The following is an 18,787-nucleotide window of genomic DNA, read 5'->3' as shown; positions in this document are numbered from 1 at the left end:
GGCGACGACTAGGGCGCCGCGCGGCGAACGCAAAGCGTCGATTTTACTGGCATTCTCGGGAGGCGCGAAGTTTGCGCCGGAAATTGCGACGAAAACGGGTGAGTCCTACCCCCGCTCTACCCCTTTTTGCGCCGACGCAGCGCCGGCAGCACCGACGCGGAAATTGCAGCGAGGGCCAGCAGCAGCGCGGCGGCGTCGCCCCAGCGGCCGTAGGGCGTGAGCCCCTGGTACCCGCGCACGGAGGCACTCAGGATGCCTTGCTCGAACGCGGGCAGGACTTCGGTGACGCGGCCATCGGGTTGCACGACGGCAGTCATGCCGGTGTTGGTCGAACGCAGCATCGGACGCCCCGTTTCGAGCGCGCGCACGCGGGCGATCTGCAGGTGCTGCGGCTGCGCGAAGGAGTCGCCGTACCACGCGAGGTTCGACATGTTGAGCATCAGCGTCGCCTCGGGAAGGCTGCGGATCAGCTCTCGCCCGAAGAGGTCCTCGTAGCAGATATTGACCGCGACGCGCTGATCGCCGAGGCGCAGCGGCGGTTGGTTCGGCGCGCCGCGAGTCTGGTCGGACATCGGGATGTCGGCGAGGCGATAGAACCAGCCGAAGAGGGGCGGGGAGTATTCGCCGAAGGGTACGAGGTGCTGCTTGGCGTAGGTCTGCGAAGGGGAGCGGCCAAGGCTGAGGGCGGCGTTGTAGATGTGCTCGCCGGCGTCGCGCAGGAACACGCCAAGGACGAGGTCACCGCCGCGGGAACGGATCTGGGCTGCGAGCTCCTCGACGTAGCCCCGGGGCAGCCGGTCGGCGAGCATCGGCACCGTCGTCTCGGGCAGCACGACCAAGTCGGCGCGCTTCGCCAATGCGAGGCGTGCGTTGCTATCGAGTTGCTCGGCGAGGGTTTCGGGCCGCCACTTGAGGCCTTGCTCGACGTTGGTCTGCACGAGCGCGACCTGGATCGGCTCGCCTGTCGGCGCTGTCCACCCGACGGATCTCAGCCCCGTCCCGGCACCGACGATCAGCGTGAGGACCGCCAGCGTCAGCCCCGCGGAACGGCCATTGCGCCACTCGGAGAGCCCGGCCATCGCCGCGCAAAAGGCCAGCAGCGCGCCGACGCCGTATACGCCGAGGACGGGCAGGAAGCCCGCAAACGGACTCGGTGGGGTCTGCGAATACCCGATCGCAAGCCACGGGAAACCAGTGAAAAGCCAGCCGCGCAGGATCTCCGACGCGGCCCACAACCCCGCGAACAGCGCGGCGCGGCGCGCGGTGCCGCCCGAGGCGAATCGCCCGAAGAGGCCGAGTGCCAATGCCGGGAAGAGGGCCAGATAGGCGCAGAGGAGCAGGATCGCCAGCGCCGCGAAGGGCATCGGCATTCCGCCGTAACGGTTGAGCGCGACGTAGAGCCAGGACACGCCCACGAGAAAGGTGCCGAGCCCCCACGCGAAGCCGAGCGCGGCCGTCGCGCGGGCGCCCTGCACGCGACGCGACATCGCAGCCAGGACTGCGAGGGCGACGGGCGCGAGGACGTAGACGTCGAACGGGGCAAAGGCGAACGTAGCTACGGCCCCCGCGAGCATCGCGGCGACGAAGTACAGCAGGCCGGGACGCGACGACACGCCGGCCTCGCCGGACGACAACACCGCCGGCCCGCTCACTCCTCGACCGCCTCGTACTGCTGCCCGACCGGCTGCACGAGCAAGGTCTGCAGGCGCCGGCCGTCGACGCGCAGCGCCGTGACGCGCAGTCCGTCGAGCAGGACGACCTCGCCACGGTGTGGTACGCGGCCGAGCTCACGGATGACGAGCCCGCCCACGGTGTCGACCTCGGCATCGCTGAACACGGTGCCGAAAGCGGCATTGAATTCGGAAATTTCGGTGACGGCCTGCACGCGGTAGCGGCCGTCCTGGTCGAGCTCGATGTTGCCGCTGGGTTCGAACTCGTCGTATTCGTCCTCGATGTCGCCGACGATCTGTTCGAGGACGTCCTCGATGGTGGCGAGCCCGGCGATGCTGCCGTATTCATCGACGACGATCGCCATGTGGTTGCGACTGATGCGGAATTCGCGCAGCAGCACGTTCAGGCGCTTGGTCTCGGGCACGAATACCGCGGGCCGCAGCGCCGCGCGCAGGTCGAAGGAGCGGCCGGCGAAGTAGCGCAGCAGGTCCTTCGCGAGAAAGATGCCGACGATGTCGTCCTTGCCTTCGCCGATCACGGGAAAGCGCGAATGACCGGTGTCGATCACGTGACGGACGATGCTTTCGATCGGATCGTCGATCCGGATCACGTCCATCTGCGAACGCGGGATCATCACGTCGCCGACCTGCAGTTCGGACATCTGCAACGCCCCTTCGATGATCGACAGCGCATCGGCGTCGAGCACTTCGCGCTCGAAGGCGGAATGCAGCAGCGCGACGAGTTCCTCGCGGTCTTCGGGGGCGCGCGTCAGCAGGGCGGAAAGGCGTTCGAGCAGGCTAGGTCGGGGTGACGAGGCGTCCATGGATTCGATGGCGTGGAAATGCGGCGGTCAGGCGTAAGGGTCAGGATAGCCGAGCGTGGCCAGGATACGGGTTTCGAGCGCTTCCATCTCTTCGGCCTCGCCGGCGACCTCGTGATCATAGCCTTGAAGGTGCAACATCCCGTGCACGACCAGATGGGCAAAGTGGGCTTCCAGCGGCTTGCCTTGCTCGGCGGCCTCGCGCACCACCACCGGTACGCACAGCACGAGGTCGCCGGTGAGCGGCATTTCCACTTCCTGCAGCAGGGCCTCACCCTCACCATAGACGAAGGTCAGCACGTTGGTGGCGTAATCCTTGCCGCGGAAATCGCGGTTGAGCTCGCGCCCTTCGACAGCGCCGACGAGGCGTACCGTGACTTCGGCGTCGCCCTGCAGCGCGGCGAGCGCCCAGCGGCGAATGTCGTGTGACGACGGTGCGCTGTCGCGATTGGCCTTGCCGATGGCTTTCTGGATCGTGAGGTCGAGCTGCGGTGTAGCGGAGGTCAAGCGCCCTGCTCCTTCTTCGCCGCAAGGGCGGCTTGCGCGGCGCGGGCCGCCTGGTTGTCGTAGGCTTCGACGATGCGCGCGACGAGCGGGTGGCGCACGACGTCTTCCTTCTGGAATTCGGTGAAGGCGATGCCGCGCACCGCGGCGAGCACTTCGCGCGCTTCGAGGAGCCCGCTGCGGTGGCCGCGCGGCAGGTCGACCTGCGTGAGGTCGCCGGTGACGACCGCCTTCGCGCCGATGCCGATACGCGTGAGGAACATCTTCATCTGCTCGGGCGTCGTGTTCTGCGCCTCGTCGAGGATGATGAAGGCGTGGTTGAGCGTGCGCCCGCGCATGAAGGCGAGCGGCGCGATCTCGATGCTGCCGCGCTCAAAGAGCTTGGCGACGCGGTCGAAGCCCATCAGGTCGTAGAGCGCGTCGTAGAGCGGGCGCAGGTAGGGGTCGACCTTCTGCGCGAGGTCGCCCGGCAGGAAGCCGAGCCGTTCGCCCGCTTCGACCGCGGGGCGCGTCAGGATGATGCGCTCGACGAGTTGGCGCTCGAAGGCATCGACGGCGCTGGCGACGGCGAGGTAGGTCTTGCCGGTGCCCGCCGGGCCGATGCCGAAGGTGATGTCGTGCGCCTGGATGTTCTTCAGGTAGTCGACCTGGCGCGGCGTGCGGCCGTGGAGTTCCGTCTTGCGTGTCATCAGCGCAGGCGCGCGCGCGTCGGACGCGCGGCGGTTGGCGAGCTCGATCAGGCCGAGCTGGATGTCGTCCACGCTCAGGTGCTCGTCGGCCTGTTCGTAGAACTCGTGCAAGGCCTTCGCCGCGAGCTGGGTCTGCGCCGCCCCGCCCTGCAGCGTGAAACGTTCGCCGCGGCGGGCAATGGTCACGTCGTAGGCGGTCTCGATCTGACGCAGATTGTCGTCGAGCGCGCCGCACAGATTCGCCAGGCGCTCGTTGTCGAGCGGCTCGAGCACCACTTCAAGGGGACGCCCCATTCAGATCTCCCGCGTGACGATCTCACCGCGCAGGCTATGCGGCAGCGCGGCGGTGATCGCCACGTCGACAAACTGCCCGATCAGGCGCGGATTGCCGGCGAAATTGACGACGCGGTTGTTGTCGGTGCGGCCGGCGAGCTCGTTCTCGTCCTTGCGCGACGTGCCTTCGACCAGCACGCGCTCGACGCGCCCGACCATCGCGCGGCTGATCGCCTGCGCCTGCTCGTCGATGCGCTTCTGCAGGCGCGCGAGCCAGCGCAGCTTGGTTTCCTGCGGCACCGGATCTTCCAGATCGGCCGCTGGCGTACCCGGGCGCGGGCTGAAGACGAAGCTGAAGGAAGCGTCGAAACCGACCTCCTCGATCAGCTTCATCGTCTTCTCGAAATCCTCCTCGGTCTCGCCGGGGAAGCCGACGATGAAGTCCGAGGACAGCGACAGATCGGGCCGCGCGGCGCGGAGCTTCCGCACCACCGACTTGAATTCGAGGATCGAATAGCCGCGCTTCATCGCCGCGAGGATGCGGTCCGAGCCGGACTGGACCGGCAGGTGCAGGTGGCTCACGAGCTTCGGGAGCTTCGCGTAGGCTTCGAACATGCGCGGCGTCATCTCGCGCGGGTGCGAGGTCGTGTAGCGGATGCGCTCGATGCCGGGGATCTCGGAGACGCATTCGAGCAGGAAGGCGAAGTCGCCGATGTCCGAACCGTCGCGCGTGTAGGGCCCGCGCCAGGCATTGACGTTCTGCCCGAGCAGCGTGACTTCCTTGACGCCCTGGTCCGCGAGTCCGGCGACCTCGGTCAGGACATCCTCCAGCGGGCGCGACACTTCCTCGCCGCGCGTATAGGGCACGACGCAGTAGGTGCAGTACTTCGAGCAGCCTTCCATGATCGACACGAAGGCACTCGAGCCTTCGACGCGGGCGGGTGGCAGGTTGTCGAATTTTTCGATCTCGGGGAAGGAGATGTCGACCTGCGACTTGCCGCTGTAGCGGCGCTCGGCGATCAACTGCGGCAGGCGATGCAGGGTCTGCGGTCCGAACACGACGTCGACGTAGGGCGCGCGTGCGACGATCGCCGCACCCTCCTGGCTCGCGACACAGCCTCCAACGCCGATGATCAGGTTCGGATTCGCCTGCTTGAGGTGCTTGACCCGGCCGAGGTCGTGAAACACCCGCTCCTGCGCCTTCTCGCGCACCGAGCAGGTATTGAAGAGGATCACGTCCGCTTCTTCCGGGTTGTCGGTCTTGACCAGTTCCTCGGTCGCCCCGAGCACGTCCGCCATCTTGTCGGAATCGTACTCGTTCATCTGGCAACCGAAAGTGCGGATGTAAAGTTTCTTCATCGTTGCATGTTGACGCAGAGTTTCCTGAACCGCTATATTAGCAGGCTCAGGCGGTGATGTAGCTCAGACGGTTAGAGCGATGGATTCATAACCCATAGGTCGGCAGTTCGATTCTGCCCATCACCACCACGATTTCCAGCGAAAGCCCAGCCCTCACCGGCTGGGCTTTTTGCTTTTCGGTCGAGGTCTGGCCACCGGGCGATTCTACTCGCCGGCGTTGCATTGGTACGACGATTACACCTACGACGATGATTTCGGCACCACACTCGCCGACACCTCGGCGTGGGCCAGCATCCCCCACTTCGCGGGACACCACGCCAAGCCAGAAATGGCGGTACCCTTCGTGCTCCCGGCCAAGTCCGTCCGCCAACGAACGAGGAACGCCACGCAATGAGCACCACCCCCAAACCTCTCGCCGGCATCAAGGTCGTCGAGCTCGGCACGCTGATCGCCGGCCCCTTCGCGGCGCGAATTCTCGGCGAGTTCGGCGCAGAGGTGATCAAGATCGAATCGCCCGACGGTGGCGATCCACTGCGCAAGTGGCGCAAGCTCTACGAAGGGACCTCGCTGTGGTGGTTCCTGCAGTCGCGCAACAAGAAGTCGGTGACGGTGAACCTCAAGCACCCCGACGGCGTGGAGGTGGTGCGCAAGCTGGTGGCCAGGGCTGACATCGTGGTCGAGAATTTTCGCCCCGGCGTGCTGGAGAAGCTCGGCCTCGGCTGGGAGGCGCTGTCGGCGATCAATCCGGGCCTCGTCATGCTGCGCTTGTCGGGTTTCGGTCAGACCGGGCCGATGGCGCAGCAACCGGGGTTCGGCGCGATCGGAGAGTCGATGGGCGGGCTGCGCTATGTGACGGGTTTTCCGGACCGGCCGCCGGTCAAGACCGGCATCTCGATCGGCGATTCGATTGCCGCGCTGTGGGGGGCGCTCGGTGCGCTGATGGCGCTGCGCCACAAGGAGGTGAATGGCGGCCGCGGGCAGGTGGTGGACGTGGCGTTGTACGAGGCGGTGTTCGCGATGATGGAGTCGCTGGTGCCGGAGTTCGACGTGTTCGGCTTCGTGCGCGAGCGCACCGGCAACATCATGCCCGGCATCACGCCGTCGAATACCCACACCACGAAGGACGGCAAGCACGTGGCGATCGGCGCAAACGGCGATGCGATCTTCCGCCGGCTGATGCAGACCATGGGCCGCGACGATCTCGCCGAAGACCCCGCGCTTGCGGACAACGCGGGGCGGGACGCGCGGCGCGAGGAGATCTACGCGCTGATCGATGCCTGGGTTGCCGATCACGACGAGGCCGCCGTGCTGGAGGCGCTCGCCGCGGCCGGGGTGCCGGCGTCACGCATCTATTCGGTCGCGGACATGTTCGCGGATCCGCAATTCCTCGCGCGCGAGATGTTGCAGACGGTGACCTTGCCCGACGGGCGCTCGTGCCGCATGCCGGGCATCGTGCCCAAGCTCTCGGTGACGCCGGGCGCGGCGGAGTCACTCGGCCCGGCCTTGGGCGAGCACACCGACGCGGTACTCGGTACGCTCGGCTACGACGCGACGGCGATCCAGGCGCTCAGGGAGGGTGGGGCGATCTGAAACGCAAGTGACTCCCGACACGCGGACAGCCGACACGGAGCCGCGGAAGACGGGATAATCTTCAGTTCGATCCATATGAGGAAAGCGGGGATGGCCGTCAGACCACTGCTCAAGATGGGCGATTCGCGTCTTCTGCAAGCGGCGTCGCCGGTCGTTGAATTCGGCACGGCGGACCTCGACGCGCTGATCGGGGACATGTTCGACACGATGGCCGCGGCAGGTGGCGTGGGGCTCGCCGCGCCGCAGATCGGTGTGGGGCTGCAGGTCGTGATCTTCGGCTTCGAGCGCAGCGAGCGCTACCCGGATGCGCCGCCGGTGCCACGCACCATCCTCGTCAATCCGGTCATCACCGTGCTCGACGAAACGGAGGAGGAAGGCTGGGAGGGCTGCCTCTCGGTCCCGGGGCTGCGTGGCGTCGTGCCCCGTCATCGCCGGATTCGTTATCAGGGCTTCGACCCGGCAGGCAATCCGATCGATCGCGAAGCGGAAGGCTTTCACGCACGGGTCGTGCAGCATGAGTGCGATCACCTGAACGGCGTGCTCTTCCCGATGCGGGTGCGGGACTTCACGCGCTTCGGTTTCACGGACGTGCTCTTTCCGGAGATGGCAGATCAGGGCGACGACTGAGCAGAGAAATGACATCAACATCAACTCACTCCCTCGGATTCGTCTTGCGCGGACTTAAAGACTGTATAAAATTACAGTTATTAACCACCCGCTTCGCCTCCCGGCATGTCCCTGCCCGCCTCCACCCTGCTGCAAAGTCTTCAGCGCTCGGACCTCTGGTCGGGCGCGCGGCTGGCCACGTCTTCAGTGTCGGGCGTGGCGAGCGGTTTTCCAGCACTGGACGCGGTGCTGCCCGGAGGCGGATGGCCCCGGGGTGAGCTGACCGAGGTTTTCCAGGCCCGCCAGGGCATCGGCGAGCTCACGCTGCTGCTGCCCGCACTGGCAGGGCTGGTCGCGGAGGATGGCTGGGTCGCGGCGGTGTCGCCGCCCTGGCCGCTGCATGCACCGGCCTGGCAGGCGGCCGGGCTGCCGCTGGAGCGCCTGCTGGTAGTCCGGGCCGAGGGCCAGGAGGCGGCATGGGCCTGCGAGCAACTCCTTGCGAGCGGCGCGCTAGCGGGGCTGCTCGCTTGGCTGCCCGAGGTCGACACCCGACAACTGCGGCGTCTGCAGCTCGCGAGCGAATCCCACCCCGGGCCGGTCTACCTGTTCCGCCCGGCGGCTCAGGCCGGCACGGCGTCGCCAGCGCCGTTGCGCCTCGCCCTCGACGCTGCTCCCGGCGGGCTCGCCGTCACGCTGTTCAAGCGGCGCGGCCCACCTTTGGCCGCGCCGCTGATCCTGACGGTGAAGCGGCCGGTGAGAACGATACGGCGCGCGGTGCGCCGGATGACGCCGACCGTCCTCCACCCCACGCCGGTCTCGTGACCATGCTCTGGCTCGCCCTGCGCTTTCCCCGCCTGGCGGTGGAAACCCTCTCCCTGCCGCCGCCGGCCGTCGCCCTGCAGCGCGGCCGGGTGGCCGTGGCGGACGAGGCCGCGGTCGCCGCCGGCGTGCGTCAAGGGATGCGGCTCGCGGGTGCGCTGGGCCTCGTCCCCGGCTTGATCGGACGCGAACGCGATCTCGCCGGGGAAGCCGCCGCGCTGAACCGCCTTGCCTGCGCGGCCGGGGAATTCACGCCCCAGGTGAGCCTCGCCCCGCCGGACGAACTGCTGCTCGAGATCGGCGGCTGCCTGCGCCTCTTCGGTGGACTGCCGCCCCTGCTCACGCGGATCGCCGCGAGCTACGCCGAGCAGGGCTTCGCCCGCCAGTGGGGACTCGCGCCCACGCCGCTCGCGGCGCAGTGGCTCGCCCGCTGTGCGCCGGTGGACGGCATGCCGCCCACGCTCGTCGATGACACCAAGCTGCGCGCCACCATCGCCCCCCTGCCGATCGGCGTGCTGGCCGTGCCGGAGCGCACTGCCGGCCGGCTCACCACGCTCGGCGTGCGGCGGCTCGCGGATCTGATGGTGCTGCCCCGCGCGGGCCTCGCCCACCGCTTCGGCCCCGAGCTGCCCGGTCTGCTGGCCCAGGCCCTCGGAGAAGTCCCCGACCTGCGCCCGCCCTTCGTCTTTCCCGAGCACTTCCGGGACGGACTGGAATTGCCTGCGCGCGTCGAGGACGCGGCCCGCCTGCTGTTCGCCGCGAGCCGCCTGCTCGCCGCCCTGGCGGGATGGCTCGCGGTGCGCTGCGCCGGCATCCAGTACTGCCACCTGATCCTGGTCCACGAAGGACAGCCGCCGTCGCGGCTCGAACTCGGCTTCGCGAGCCCCACGCGCGACCCGGAACGCCTGCAGCGGGTGCTGCGCGAACGCATCGAGCGACTGGAGCTCGCCGCCCCGGTGGTCGGCCTGGGGCTGGAGGCACCCGAACCCCATCCCCTGCCCGGCACGAATGCCGTGCTCTTCGGCCAGGGGGGCACGGCAAGCCTCGCGCCGATCGTCGAACGCCTGCGCGCACGACTCGGCCCTGAGGCCGTGCATGGACTCACGGCGGTCGCCGACCATCGACCCGAGCAGGCGAGCCGTCCAGTCGCGGAACCCGCCGCCGCACGGCCCGGCGAACCACCCGCCGGTCCCCGCCCGCTGTGGCTGCTACCCCAGCCACGACCGCTCACGGAGGAGAACGGCGCTCCCTGCCACGGTGGTCGGCTGCGCCTGCTGACACGCGCCGAACGGATCGAAAGCGGCTGGTGGGACGGCGGCGAAGGCCTCGGCGACGTGCAACGGGACTACTTCGTCGCGCTGAGCCCGCAGGGCGAATGGCTGTGGATCTTCCGCGACGGACAGTCGTGGTGGCTGCATGGGCTTTTCGCCTGAAGGCATGCGACGGAATTCGCCATGGCCCACCCCCTGCCCGCCTACGCGGAACTGCATTGCCTTTCGAACTACAGCTTCCTGCGCGGCGCGTCGCACCCCGAGGAACTGGTTGCCCAGGCCCATGAGCTGGGTTATGCCGCGCTCGCGCTGACCGACGAGTGCTCGATGGCCGGCGCTGTACGGGCTTTCGATGCGTGGCGTCAGCTCGACGAGGCGGCGCGGCAGAGCGGCTCTGACTTCACGCTGAAGCTGATCCACGGCTCCGAGTTTCGCCTTGCCTGCGGCGCGCGCCTGGTGCTGCTCGCTTGCAACCGTGCAGGCTACGGCAACCTCTCGGCGCTGATCACGTTGGCGCGGCGGCGCTCGGAAAAAGGCAGCTACCGGCTGCTGCGCGGGGACCTCGAATCCCCCTCGCCCGGCGGCGCCGTGCCGGACTGCCTCGCGCTGTGGCTACCGGACGAGGCCTCCGACGCCGAAGACGGACGCTGGATCGCGGCGCGCTTCCCCGGGCGGGCATGGCTCGCGGTGGAGCTGCACGCCGGCCCCGACGACGCTACGCGTCTGGATCGGCTGCTCGAACTCGCGGCGGACTGCGGCCTGCCTCCTGTCGCAAGCGGCGACGTCCATATGCATTCGCGCGGCCGCCGTCCGCTGCAGGACATGCTGACCGCGCTGCGTCTCGGGACAACCGTGTTCGATGCCGGCCACGCGTTCTTCCCGAACGGCGAGCGACACCTGCGCCATCCGCTGCGCCTCGCCCGCCTCTACCCGCCGGAACTTCTCGCCGAGACGCTGGAGATCGCCCGGCGCTGCGAGTTTTCGCTGGCGGAACTGCGCTACGAGTACCCGGAGGAGATCGTCCCGCCGGGCTTTACCGCCGCCTCCTACCTGCGCCAGGAAACCTTCGCCGGACTCGCCAGACGCTATCCGGCGGGCGCCCCGGACGGCATCCTTGCCGGCGTCGAGAAGGAGCTCACGCTGATCGCCGAGCTCGACTACGAACCCTTTTTCCTCACGGTGTACGACATCGTCTGCTTCGCCCGCAGCGAAGGCATCCTGTGCCAAGGCCGCGGCTCGGCGGCGAATTCGACGGTGTGCTACGCGCTCGGGATCACCGAGGTCGACCCGATGCGAGCGAGCCTGCTCTTCGAGCGCTTCCTCTCGAAGGAGCGCAACGAGCCCCCGGACATCGACGTCGATTTCGAACACGAACGGCGCGAAACCGTCATCCAGTACATCTACGCAAAGTACACGCGCGAACGCGCCGCGCTTGCCGCGACAGTGATCCGCTATCGCACCCGGGGCGCGCTGCGCGACGTCGGACGGGCGCTCGGTTTCGGCCGGGAGGAGATCGACGCGCTCGCCGGCTCGCTCGCGTGGTGGGACAAGCGCGAGGCGCTGCCGCAGCGATTGCGCGAGATCGGCCTCGCCCCGGAGAGCCCGCGCGTCGCGAAGTGGATCGCGCTGACCGAGATGCTCGTCGGCTTCCCCCGCCACCTTTCGCAGCACATCGGCGGCTTCGTGATTTCGCGCGGGGCGCTGGGGCGCCTCGTGCCGGTCGAAAACGCCGCGATGGCCGAGCGCTCGGTGATCCAGTGGGACAAGGAGGACATCGAGATCCTCGGACTCCTGAAGGTGGATGTGCTGGCGCTGGGCATGCTGAGCGTGATCCGCCGCAGCCTGGAGCTCGTCAGTCAGCGCCGCGGCAACCCCTTCGGTCTGCCGGACATCCCCGCGAAGGACGAAGCCACCTTCGAGGCCCTGTGCTGCGCCGACTCGATCGGGGTGTTCCAGGTCGAATCGCGCGCCCAGATGGCGATGCTGCCGCGCCTGCAGCCGCGCCGCTTCTACGACCTCGTCGTGCAGGTCGCGATCGTCCGCCCCGGCCCGATCCAGGGCGACATGGTCCATCCCTACCTCGCCCGCCGCGCCGACCCGGAAGGGGCCCGGCGCGAGATGGCCCGCATGCCCCCGGAGATCCGCGCCGTGCTCGAACGCACCGAGGGCGTGCCGATCTTCCAGGAGCAGGTGATGGCGCTCGCCGTCGCCGCGGCCGGCTTCACGCCCGGCGAGGCTGACCAGCTGCGCCGGGCGATGGCCTCGTGGCGGCAGAAGGGCCACATCGCGCGCTTCCAGGAAAAGCTGCGCCAGGGGATGGCCGACAATAAGCACGACCCTGTCTTTGCCGAGGCGCTGTGCCGCCAGATCGAAGGCTTCGGCGAATACGGTTTCCCCGAATCGCACGCCGCGAGTTTCGCGCTGCTCGCCTACAGTTCGGCCTGGCTCAAGCGCCACGAGCCGGAAGCCTTCCTGTGCGGGCTCCTCAACAGCCAGCCGATGGGCTTCTACGCGCCCAGCCAGCTGATCCAGGACGCCCGCCGCCATGACGTCACGGTGCTGCCGGTGGATGTCACCGCGAGCGGCTGGGACAGCGGTTTCGAATGGCTGGCGGGGCACGCGCGCCCGGCCGTGCGCCTGGGCCTGCGCGAGATCAAGGGCTTCCCCGAAGCGTCCGCACTGCGCATCGCCGCCGCCCGCGCCGAGCGCCCCTTCCGCGAGGTGCAGGATCTCGCCGCGCGCGCAAATCTCGACCGGCGCGCGCTCGACCTCCTCGCCGCCGCCGATGCCCTCGCGCCGCTCGCCGGCCACCGCCGCCAAGCCGCGTGGCAGGCCGCCGGCGTGCGGCTCCAGGGCGACCTCTTCGACGACGTCCCGCTGGTGGAGGCGCCGCCCGCGCTGGCGGCCCCGCGCGAGTGCGAGGAACTCGTCGCCGACTACGCAGCGACCGGCCTCACGCTGCGCCGCCATCCACTGGCGCTGCTGCGCTCGCACCTCGCCGAGCAGCGCTTCCTGCCTGCGGCCCGCCTCGTCGAGATGGAGCACCGCGCGCTCGCCCGCGCCGCCGGCATCGTCACCGGCCGGCAACGCCCGGGCACCGCCGGCGGTGTGATCTTCGTGACGCTGGAAGACGAAACCGGCATGACCAACGTCGTGGTCTATGCCGATCTCGCCGAGCGCCAGCGCCGCGAACTCCTCGGTGCGCGCCTGCTCGGCGTGTATGGCCAGCTCCAGCGCGAAGGCCGCGTCGTGCATCTGCTCGCCAAGCGGCTCGTCGATCTCAGCGCCTGGCTGGGCCAGCTCGAAACGAGCAGCCGCGACTTCCACTAACAGCGCCTGCACGCAGCCACCGGGTCAGGCGCAGAGCGTCTTCAGCCACCCCAGTCCGTCCTCGGTGCGGCCCCGCGGACGATACTCGCAGCCCACCCAGCCCATGTAACCAAGCTCGTCGAGCAGCCGGAAGAGATAACGGTAATTGACTTCGCCGTCATCCGGCTCATTACGTGAGGGCACACCCGCGATCTGGATGTGGCCGACCTGCTCGACGTACTTCCTGAGTTTCGTCGCAATGTCGCCCTCGACGATCTGCACGTGATAAAGATCCATCTGCACCTTCAGGTTCGGCTCGCCGACCTCCTCGCGGATCGCATGGGCCTCCGCCTGTGTCGTCAGAAAATAGCCCGGCATGTCGCGCGGGTTGATCGGCTCGATCAGCAGCGTGATGCCATGCGGCGCCAGCACTTTGGCCGCATAGCGCAGGTTTTCGACATATACCGCGCGATGCGCCGCCCGATCCGCGCGGTCCGGCACCAGCCCCGCCATCGCGTGCAGACCAGGCGTACCCAGCGCCCTGGCATACTCCAGCGCGGTCGCAACGCCAGCCCGGAATTTCTCCTCGCGCCCCGGCAGCGACGCGAGCCCGCGCTCGCCCGCGTTCCAATCGCCAGGCGGCATGTTGAAGAGCGCATTGAAGAGTCCATTCTCCTTCAGCCACCGCGCCACCTCGGCGGGCCGATGTTCGTAGGGGAAGAGGAACTCGACCGCCTCGAAGCCCGCCCGAGCGGCCGCGGCGAAGCGCTCCGGGAACGGGACTTCGTTGAACATCATCGTCAGGTTGGCAGCGAACTTGGGCATCCAGGCTTCCTCGGTTGTCGGCCCGCGCACGATACCCCAGGCAGCGCTCCCGCGGCAGTCCAGCGCGATGATATCTCCGGCCAAGCGGCGCATAATCGAATTGCATTAGCCCGGCTTCTTGGGCAAGCCCGCGGCTGCTCACGGCCGATCATATGCTCGTCGAGGCCAGGATCCTGCGGATTGCGGACATCTTCCAGGCCCTCGTGCAATGGTCGGACGAAGTGAAGACGACGATGCAGAAGAAGAAATGGTGGTGGAAGTTCTGGTGATTTGCCTCCCGCGGGGCAATTGAGCAGAATCGATCCGACCGTCAGGGCCGCACAGACAGCCCGGCGAAAGCCCGGCCTGGTAAGGTCGGGCGCTGCTCCCCAACTTTCCTCGGACCCCCCCACATGGATCTCCCCGCGCACCAACTGACCATGACCGTGCTGATGACGCCGGACATGGCCAACTTTTCCGGCAAGGTGCATGGCGGCGCCGTGCTCAAGCTCCTCGACCAGGTCGCCTACGCCTGCGCGAGCCGCTATGCCGCGCGCTATGTCGTCACGCTGTCGGTGGACCAGGTCATGTTCCGCCAGCCGATCATGGTCGGCGAACTCGTCACCTTCCTCGCGAGCGTCAACTACACCGGCAAGTCGTCGATGGAAGTCGGCATCAAGGTGGTCGCCGAAAATATCCGCACGCAGGAAGTCCGCCACGCCAACAGCTGCTTCTTTACGATGGTCGCCGTCGACGACGACGGCAAGCCGGTCCCGGTGCCGCCGCTGCGGCCCTTCAGTCCGAAGGAAAAGCGCCGCTTCGAAGCGGCCGAAGCGCGCAAGGCACTGCGCCTGGAACTCGAAAAACGCTTCGCCGAGACGCATAGCCAGGCCGACAAGGGCTGACAGCCCGAGTGTGCCGACCGGGCACGCGGATTCGCCCGGCCGCCGCCAAGCGGCTATGATGCCGGCCCCTACCCTCCCCCGCAGCCAGGCCTCCCGATGAACGAATTCCCGCAGATCGTCTGGGACGAGAACGGCGTCAGCCACACAGCACGTTGGCGCTCCGAAAGCGGCATGCCGCCGCCCAAGCGCGTCGTCATCGCCGACGACCAGACCTCCGCCGACCAGGCTTACCGCCTCGCCTGCGAAGGCACGGCGCTCCTCTACCGCGGCGACTTCCAGAACGCGAAGCAACTGCTGCAGGCGATGGCGCGGCGCATCGACCGCAAGCCGCGCCGCCCCGCCAAGGCCACCGCCCCGAAAAGCCCCGCCGAAGCCTTCCACCTGCACCGCCAGGCCCAGGCCCAGCGCGCCCGCGCGCTCGGCATGCTGCTCCTGCCCTTCGACGCCGGCCACTCGCTGCCGCTGCGCCGCGCCCCCGACGTCCGCCAGGCCTGTCTCGAAGCCTACGGCCCTGCCGACGAAGCCTACGTCGCCTCTCTACGGGAGCTACAAGGCCTGATCGGCGCACATGAATGGCGCAAGAAAGGCGTGCCGATCCCGGCCCTCGGCGCGTCGATTCATCCGCATTACGGCGTGTTCTCGCCGGTGCGCGGGGAGTACATCGATCTCGTCGCAAAGGCGCCCTTGCCCGCGGCCCTGACGAAGGGAGCCGCCTTCGACATCGGCACGGGCACCGGCGTCCTCGCGGCGCTGCTCGCACGGCGTGGTGTCGCGCGCATCGTCGCAACCGAGCAGGATCCGCGGGCGCTTGCCTGCGCGCGCGAGAACCTTGCCCGGCTCGGCTGCACCAAACGCGTGGAAGTCGTGCAGACCGACATGTTCCCGGAGGGCCATGCCGGGCTCATCGTCTGTAATCCGCCCTGGGTGCCTGCGCGCCCGAGTTCGCCGGTCGAATACGCCGTCTACGACCCCGACAGCCGCATGCTGCACGCCTTCCTCGACGGTCTTGCCGCGCATCTCCTGCCCGGCGGCGAAGGCTGGCTGATCCTGTCGGACCTCGCCGAACATCTCGGCCTGCGCCCGCGCGACGAACTCCTCGCGATGATCGAAGCCGCCGGCCTGCAGGTGCTGGACCGTCTCGGCGCCCGCCCGAAACACCCCAAGGCGCAGGACGCCGACGACCCGCTGCATGCGGCGCGGGCGGCCGAAATCACCTCGCTGTGGCGCCTCGGCATCAAACATTAAATAGCCATCAACTATCAATTTTCTAACAATAATTAATTTAGCCGCCATCGCTGCATAGTCTAAGTTTGTAGAGGGATCCACCTCCCGTCGAACAACAACGGAGACGAGCGATGACTGACAAGAAACGCCTCACGACTGCCGCCGGCGCACCGGTTCCGGACAACCAGAACACCATGACCGCCGGTCCGCGCGGCCCCGCGCTGCTGCAGGATGTATGGCTGCTCGAGAAGCTCGCGCATTTCGACCGCGAGGTCATCCCCGAGCGGCGCATGCACGCCAAGGGCTCCGGCGCCTACGGCACCTTCACCGTTACGCACGACATCACGAAATACACGCGGGCGAAGCTCTTTTCGCAGATCGGCAAAAAGACCGAACTCTTTGCCCGCTTCACAACCGTTGCCGGCGAGCGCGGCGCAGCCGATGCTGAGCGCGACATCCGCGGCTTCGCGCTGAAGTTCTACACCGAGGAAGGCAACTGGGACCTCGTCGGCAACAACACGCCGGTGTTCTTCCTGCGCGATCCGCTGAAGTTCCCCGACCTCAACCACGCCGTCAAGCGCGACCCGCGCACCAACCTGCGCAGTGCGAAGAACAACTGGGACTTCTGGACTTCGCTGCCCGAGGCGCTGCACCAGATCACCATCGTGATGAGCGACCGCGGCATTCCGGCGAGCTATCGCCACATGCACGGCTTCGGCTCGCACACCTTCAGCTTCATCAACGCGCAGAACGAGCGCCACTGGGTCAAGTTCCACTTCAAGACGCAGCAAGGCATCAAGAACCTCACCGACGCGGAGGCCGAAGCGCTGATCGGCAAGGACCGCGAAAGCCACCAGCGCGACCTCTATGAAGCGATCGAGCGCGGCGACTTCCCGAAGTGGACGCTGTACGTGCAGGTGATGCCGGAGAAGGACGCGTCGAAGGTGCCCTACCACCCCTTCGACCTGACCAAGGTGTGGCCGCACAAGGACTACCCGCTGATCGAAGTCGGCGTGATGGAACTGAACCGCAATCCCGAGAACTTCTTCGCCGAGGTCGAGCAATCGGCCTTCAATCCGGCCGCGGTCGTCCCCGGCATCGGCTTCTCGCCCGACAAGATGCTGCAGGCGCGCCTCTTCTCCTACGGCGACGCGCAGCGCTACCGCCTCGGCGTCAATCACCACCAGATCCCGGTCAACGCCCCGCGCTGCCCCGTCCACAGCTACCACCGCGACGGGCAGATGCGCGTCGACGGCAACCACGGCGGCACGCTCGGCTACGAGCCCAACAGCTACGGCGAATGGCAGGAGCAGCCCGACTACCGCGAACCGCCGCTGTCGGTCGAAGGCGCGGCCGACCACTGGAACCACCGCGAGGACGCCGACTACTACTCGCAGCCCGGCGCGCTGTTCCGTCTGATGACGCCCGCCGCGCGGCAGGCGCTCTTCGACAACACCGCCCGCTCGCTCGGCGGCGCGCCGAAGGACATCCAGTTGCGCCACATCGCCAACTGCACGAAGGCCGATCCCGCCTACGGCACGGGCGTCGCGAAGGCCCTCGGCATCAGCAGCGCGGAAATCGGCGCCTGAGCATCCCCCAAACCCCCAACGCACAAGAAGCGGAGCAAACATGACGACCAGACTCGAAAAAGTCCTCTAATATACGGCTCACGCCCACACCACGGGCGGGCGCGAAGGCCGCTCGGTCACGAACGACGGCCTGCTCGAACAGGAAGGCTTCGGAGAGATCGTGCTCGTCGAGCGCGAACCAAACGGCGCGCTCGACACCCACACCCATCCCTTCGAAGCGAAGGCGCTGATCCTCGCCGGCGAGATCCTCATCCGGACCGAAGCCGAGGCGACTACGTACCGCGTCGGCGACGTCTTCCACCTCGCCGCGAACGAACCGCACACCGAAAGCTACGGCCCGGCAGGCGTCCGCTACCTCGTCGGGCGCCGCTGAGGCCAGCCGACGGCCTCACTCCGGCAGCGTCCACGCCGGATTCCACGCCACTTCCCACAGGTGCCCGTCGGGGTCCTGGAAGTAGCCCGCGTAGCCGCCCCAGAAGGTGTCCTGCGCAGGCTTCACGATCGTCGCCCCGGCGCGGCGCGCCTCATCCATCACCGTATCAACCTCAGCGCGCGACGTGACGTTGTGCCCCAGGCTCAACTCCGTCGCGCTCGGCTTCGCCACCGGCAGGCCGCTGTCGTGCGCGAGACTCGCCCGAGGCCACAACGCCAAGCGCAACCCGCCGTGGAGCTCGAAGAAGGCCACCGCCCCGTGCTCGAACTCCGTACCGACGATGCCTTCCGTCTTCAGCCCCAAACCGTCGCGATAGAAACGCAACGACCGCTCGAGATCGTCGACTCCGAGCGTGACCAGCGAAATTCTCGACAACATGGAAGGTCCCTCCAAATCCTGGGCCCCAAACCCGGCACCCGCTTTCGGTATAGAGAACACGGCCGCCGACGCAAACCCGCGCAGTCAGCGACGCCCCTGATCCCGATCCTTTTCGAACTGCCGTTCGGCTTCGCCCAGATGCCGGATCAGGACATGCGAAATCACATTCACGCCCACGCCGGCAAACAGGGCCGGCAGCAGATACAAGCCCAAGGTCAGCTCGGACACGAATACCGCATCGTCAGCAAGCGACGCGCTCGCCTTCGCCATCTGCACGAGGCTCTGCAGCAGGTAGGTATCGAATCCCGCGATCAGGATAAGCGCCAGCCCGAGGGCCAGCACCGTCAGCGGCGACACCGCGCGCCTGACGAGCAGCAACACGTAGATCGCGACCGGCACCACCAGCGAAAACAGCACGAGCAGCCAGAACTTCAGCTCGGCAAACACAGTGAGGCTCATTCTTCCTTCGACTCGCAGTAAAGCCCGGGAAATCGAGCGGATGGGTTCGCAGACGACGGCCATCACGACGAAGATCACGACGGT

Annotated in this window: 17 protein-coding genes and 1 tRNA gene; 10 read left to right on the top strand and 8 right to left on the bottom strand. The window is 67.8% G+C overall.

Annotated elements, in window-relative coordinates; all coding sequences use genetic code 11:
• Positions 1 to 116 precede the first annotated feature (116 nt).
• From lnt to miaB, 5 genes are all read right to left on the bottom strand, one after another.
• The gene (gene lnt / locus AZKH_RS03605; RefSeq protein WP_041656794.1) at positions 117 to 1,574 is read right to left on the bottom strand and encodes an apolipoprotein N-acyltransferase; all 1,458 of its coding nucleotides are present in this window, start codon (positions 1,572 to 1,574) and stop codon (positions 117 to 119) included.
• Positions 1,575 to 1,648: 74 nt separating this feature from the next.
• Positions 1,649 to 2,494 (bottom strand): HlyC/CorC family transporter, encoded by an 846-nt coding sequence (locus AZKH_RS03600; RefSeq protein WP_015434377.1) that lies wholly within the window; start codon positions 2,492 to 2,494, stop codon positions 1,649 to 1,651.
• Positions 2,495 to 2,521: 27 nt separating this feature from the next.
• Positions 2,522 to 2,998 carry an rRNA maturation RNase YbeY gene (gene ybeY, locus AZKH_RS03595; protein ID WP_015434376.1) on the bottom strand — a complete coding sequence of 159 codons (477 nt, stop codon included), beginning with the start codon at positions 2,996 to 2,998 and terminating at the stop codon, positions 2,522 to 2,524.
• Complete coding sequence (locus AZKH_RS03590; protein ID WP_015434375.1) at positions 2,995 to 3,978, bottom strand: PhoH family protein; 984 nt, start codon at positions 3,976 to 3,978, stop codon at positions 2,995 to 2,997. The genes ybeY and AZKH_RS03590 overlap by 4 nt, the downstream gene beginning before the upstream one ends.
• Positions 3,979 to 5,316 carry a tRNA (N6-isopentenyl adenosine(37)-C2)-methylthiotransferase MiaB gene (gene miaB / locus AZKH_RS03585; protein WP_015434374.1) on the bottom strand — a complete coding sequence of 446 codons (1,338 nt, stop codon included), beginning with the start codon at positions 5,314 to 5,316 and terminating at the stop codon, positions 3,979 to 3,981.
• 52 nt (positions 5,317 to 5,368) lie between these two features.
• Here miaB and AZKH_RS03580 point away from each other — a divergent pair.
• The 6 genes from AZKH_RS03580 (at position 5,369) to AZKH_RS03550 (ending at position 12,932) form a co-directional block, all read left to right on the top strand.
• Positions 5,369 to 5,445: transfer RNA gene (locus AZKH_RS03580), tRNA-Met, on the top strand.
• A gap of 261 nt (positions 5,446 to 5,706) precedes the next feature.
• Positions 5,707 to 6,906, top strand: coding sequence for a CaiB/BaiF CoA-transferase family protein (locus tag AZKH_RS03570; protein ID WP_015434373.1), 1,200 nt, complete (start codon positions 5,707 to 5,709; stop codon positions 6,904 to 6,906).
• Positions 6,907 to 6,996: 90 nt separating this feature from the next.
• On the top strand, positions 6,997 to 7,533 hold the full coding sequence (def, locus tag AZKH_RS03565; RefSeq protein ID WP_015434372.1) for a peptide deformylase: 537 nt from the start codon (positions 6,997 to 6,999) through the stop codon (positions 7,531 to 7,533).
• A gap of 105 nt (positions 7,534 to 7,638) precedes the next feature.
• Positions 7,639 to 8,334: a translesion DNA synthesis-associated protein ImuA gene (gene imuA / locus AZKH_RS03560; protein ID WP_015434371.1), complete on the top strand. Its 696-nt coding sequence runs from the start codon at positions 7,639 to 7,641 to the stop codon at positions 8,332 to 8,334.
• 2 nt (positions 8,335 to 8,336) lie between these two features.
• Entirely contained in the window at positions 8,337 to 9,764 is a 1,428-nt protein-coding gene (locus tag AZKH_RS03555; RefSeq protein ID WP_015434370.1) for a DNA polymerase Y family protein, read from the top strand.
• A 21-nt stretch (positions 9,765 to 9,785) separates the two neighbouring features.
• Positions 9,786 to 12,932, top strand: coding sequence for an error-prone DNA polymerase (locus AZKH_RS03550; protein WP_015434369.1), 3,147 nt, complete (start codon positions 9,786 to 9,788; stop codon positions 12,930 to 12,932).
• A gap of 24 nt (positions 12,933 to 12,956) precedes the next feature.
• Here AZKH_RS03550 and otnI read toward each other — a convergent pair whose 3' ends face one another.
• Positions 12,957 to 13,736, bottom strand: a complete 780-nt coding sequence (gene otnI, locus AZKH_RS03545; protein WP_041656792.1) for a 2-oxo-tetronate isomerase — start codon at positions 13,734 to 13,736, stop codon at positions 12,957 to 12,959.
• Positions 13,737 to 14,128: 392 nt separating this feature from the next.
• Here otnI and AZKH_RS03540 point away from each other — a divergent pair, with 392 nt between their 5' ends.
• The 4 genes from AZKH_RS03540 (at position 14,129) to AZKH_RS03525 (ending at position 17,806) form a co-directional block, all read left to right on the top strand.
• Positions 14,129 to 14,620: an acyl-CoA thioesterase gene (locus AZKH_RS03540; protein ID WP_015434367.1), complete on the top strand. Its 492-nt coding sequence runs from the start codon at positions 14,129 to 14,131 to the stop codon at positions 14,618 to 14,620.
• Between the two features lie 96 nt (positions 14,621 to 14,716).
• Positions 14,717 to 15,865, top strand: coding sequence for a class I SAM-dependent methyltransferase (locus AZKH_RS03535; protein ID WP_015434366.1), 1,149 nt, complete (start codon positions 14,717 to 14,719; stop codon positions 15,863 to 15,865).
• A 110-nt stretch (positions 15,866 to 15,975) separates the two neighbouring features.
• Positions 15,976 to 17,433 (top strand): catalase, encoded by a 1,458-nt coding sequence (locus tag AZKH_RS03530; RefSeq protein WP_015434365.1) that lies wholly within the window; start codon positions 15,976 to 15,978, stop codon positions 17,431 to 17,433.
• A gap of 160 nt (positions 17,434 to 17,593) precedes the next feature.
• Positions 17,594 to 17,806, top strand: coding sequence for a cupin domain-containing protein (locus tag AZKH_RS03525; RefSeq protein ID WP_015434364.1), 213 nt, complete (start codon positions 17,594 to 17,596; stop codon positions 17,804 to 17,806).
• 15 nt (positions 17,807 to 17,821) lie between these two features.
• On the opposite strand, the gene AZKH_RS03520 is transcribed toward AZKH_RS03525, so the two are convergent.
• Entirely contained in the window at positions 17,822 to 18,244 is a 423-nt protein-coding gene (locus tag AZKH_RS03520; RefSeq protein ID WP_015434363.1) for a VOC family protein, read from the bottom strand.
• Between the two features lie 84 nt (positions 18,245 to 18,328).
• Positions 18,329 to 18,703 (bottom strand): hypothetical protein, encoded by a 375-nt coding sequence (locus tag AZKH_RS03515; RefSeq protein ID WP_041655876.1) that lies wholly within the window; start codon positions 18,701 to 18,703, stop codon positions 18,329 to 18,331.
• Positions 18,704 to 18,787 lie beyond the last annotated feature (84 nt).

The organism is Azoarcus sp. KH32C (assembly GCF_000349945.1).
GTDB lineage: Bacteria > Pseudomonadota > Gammaproteobacteria > Burkholderiales > Rhodocyclaceae > Aromatoleum.
Note: the sequence above shows the minus strand (reverse complement) of the source record. Positions and strands in the feature narration are given on the sequence as shown.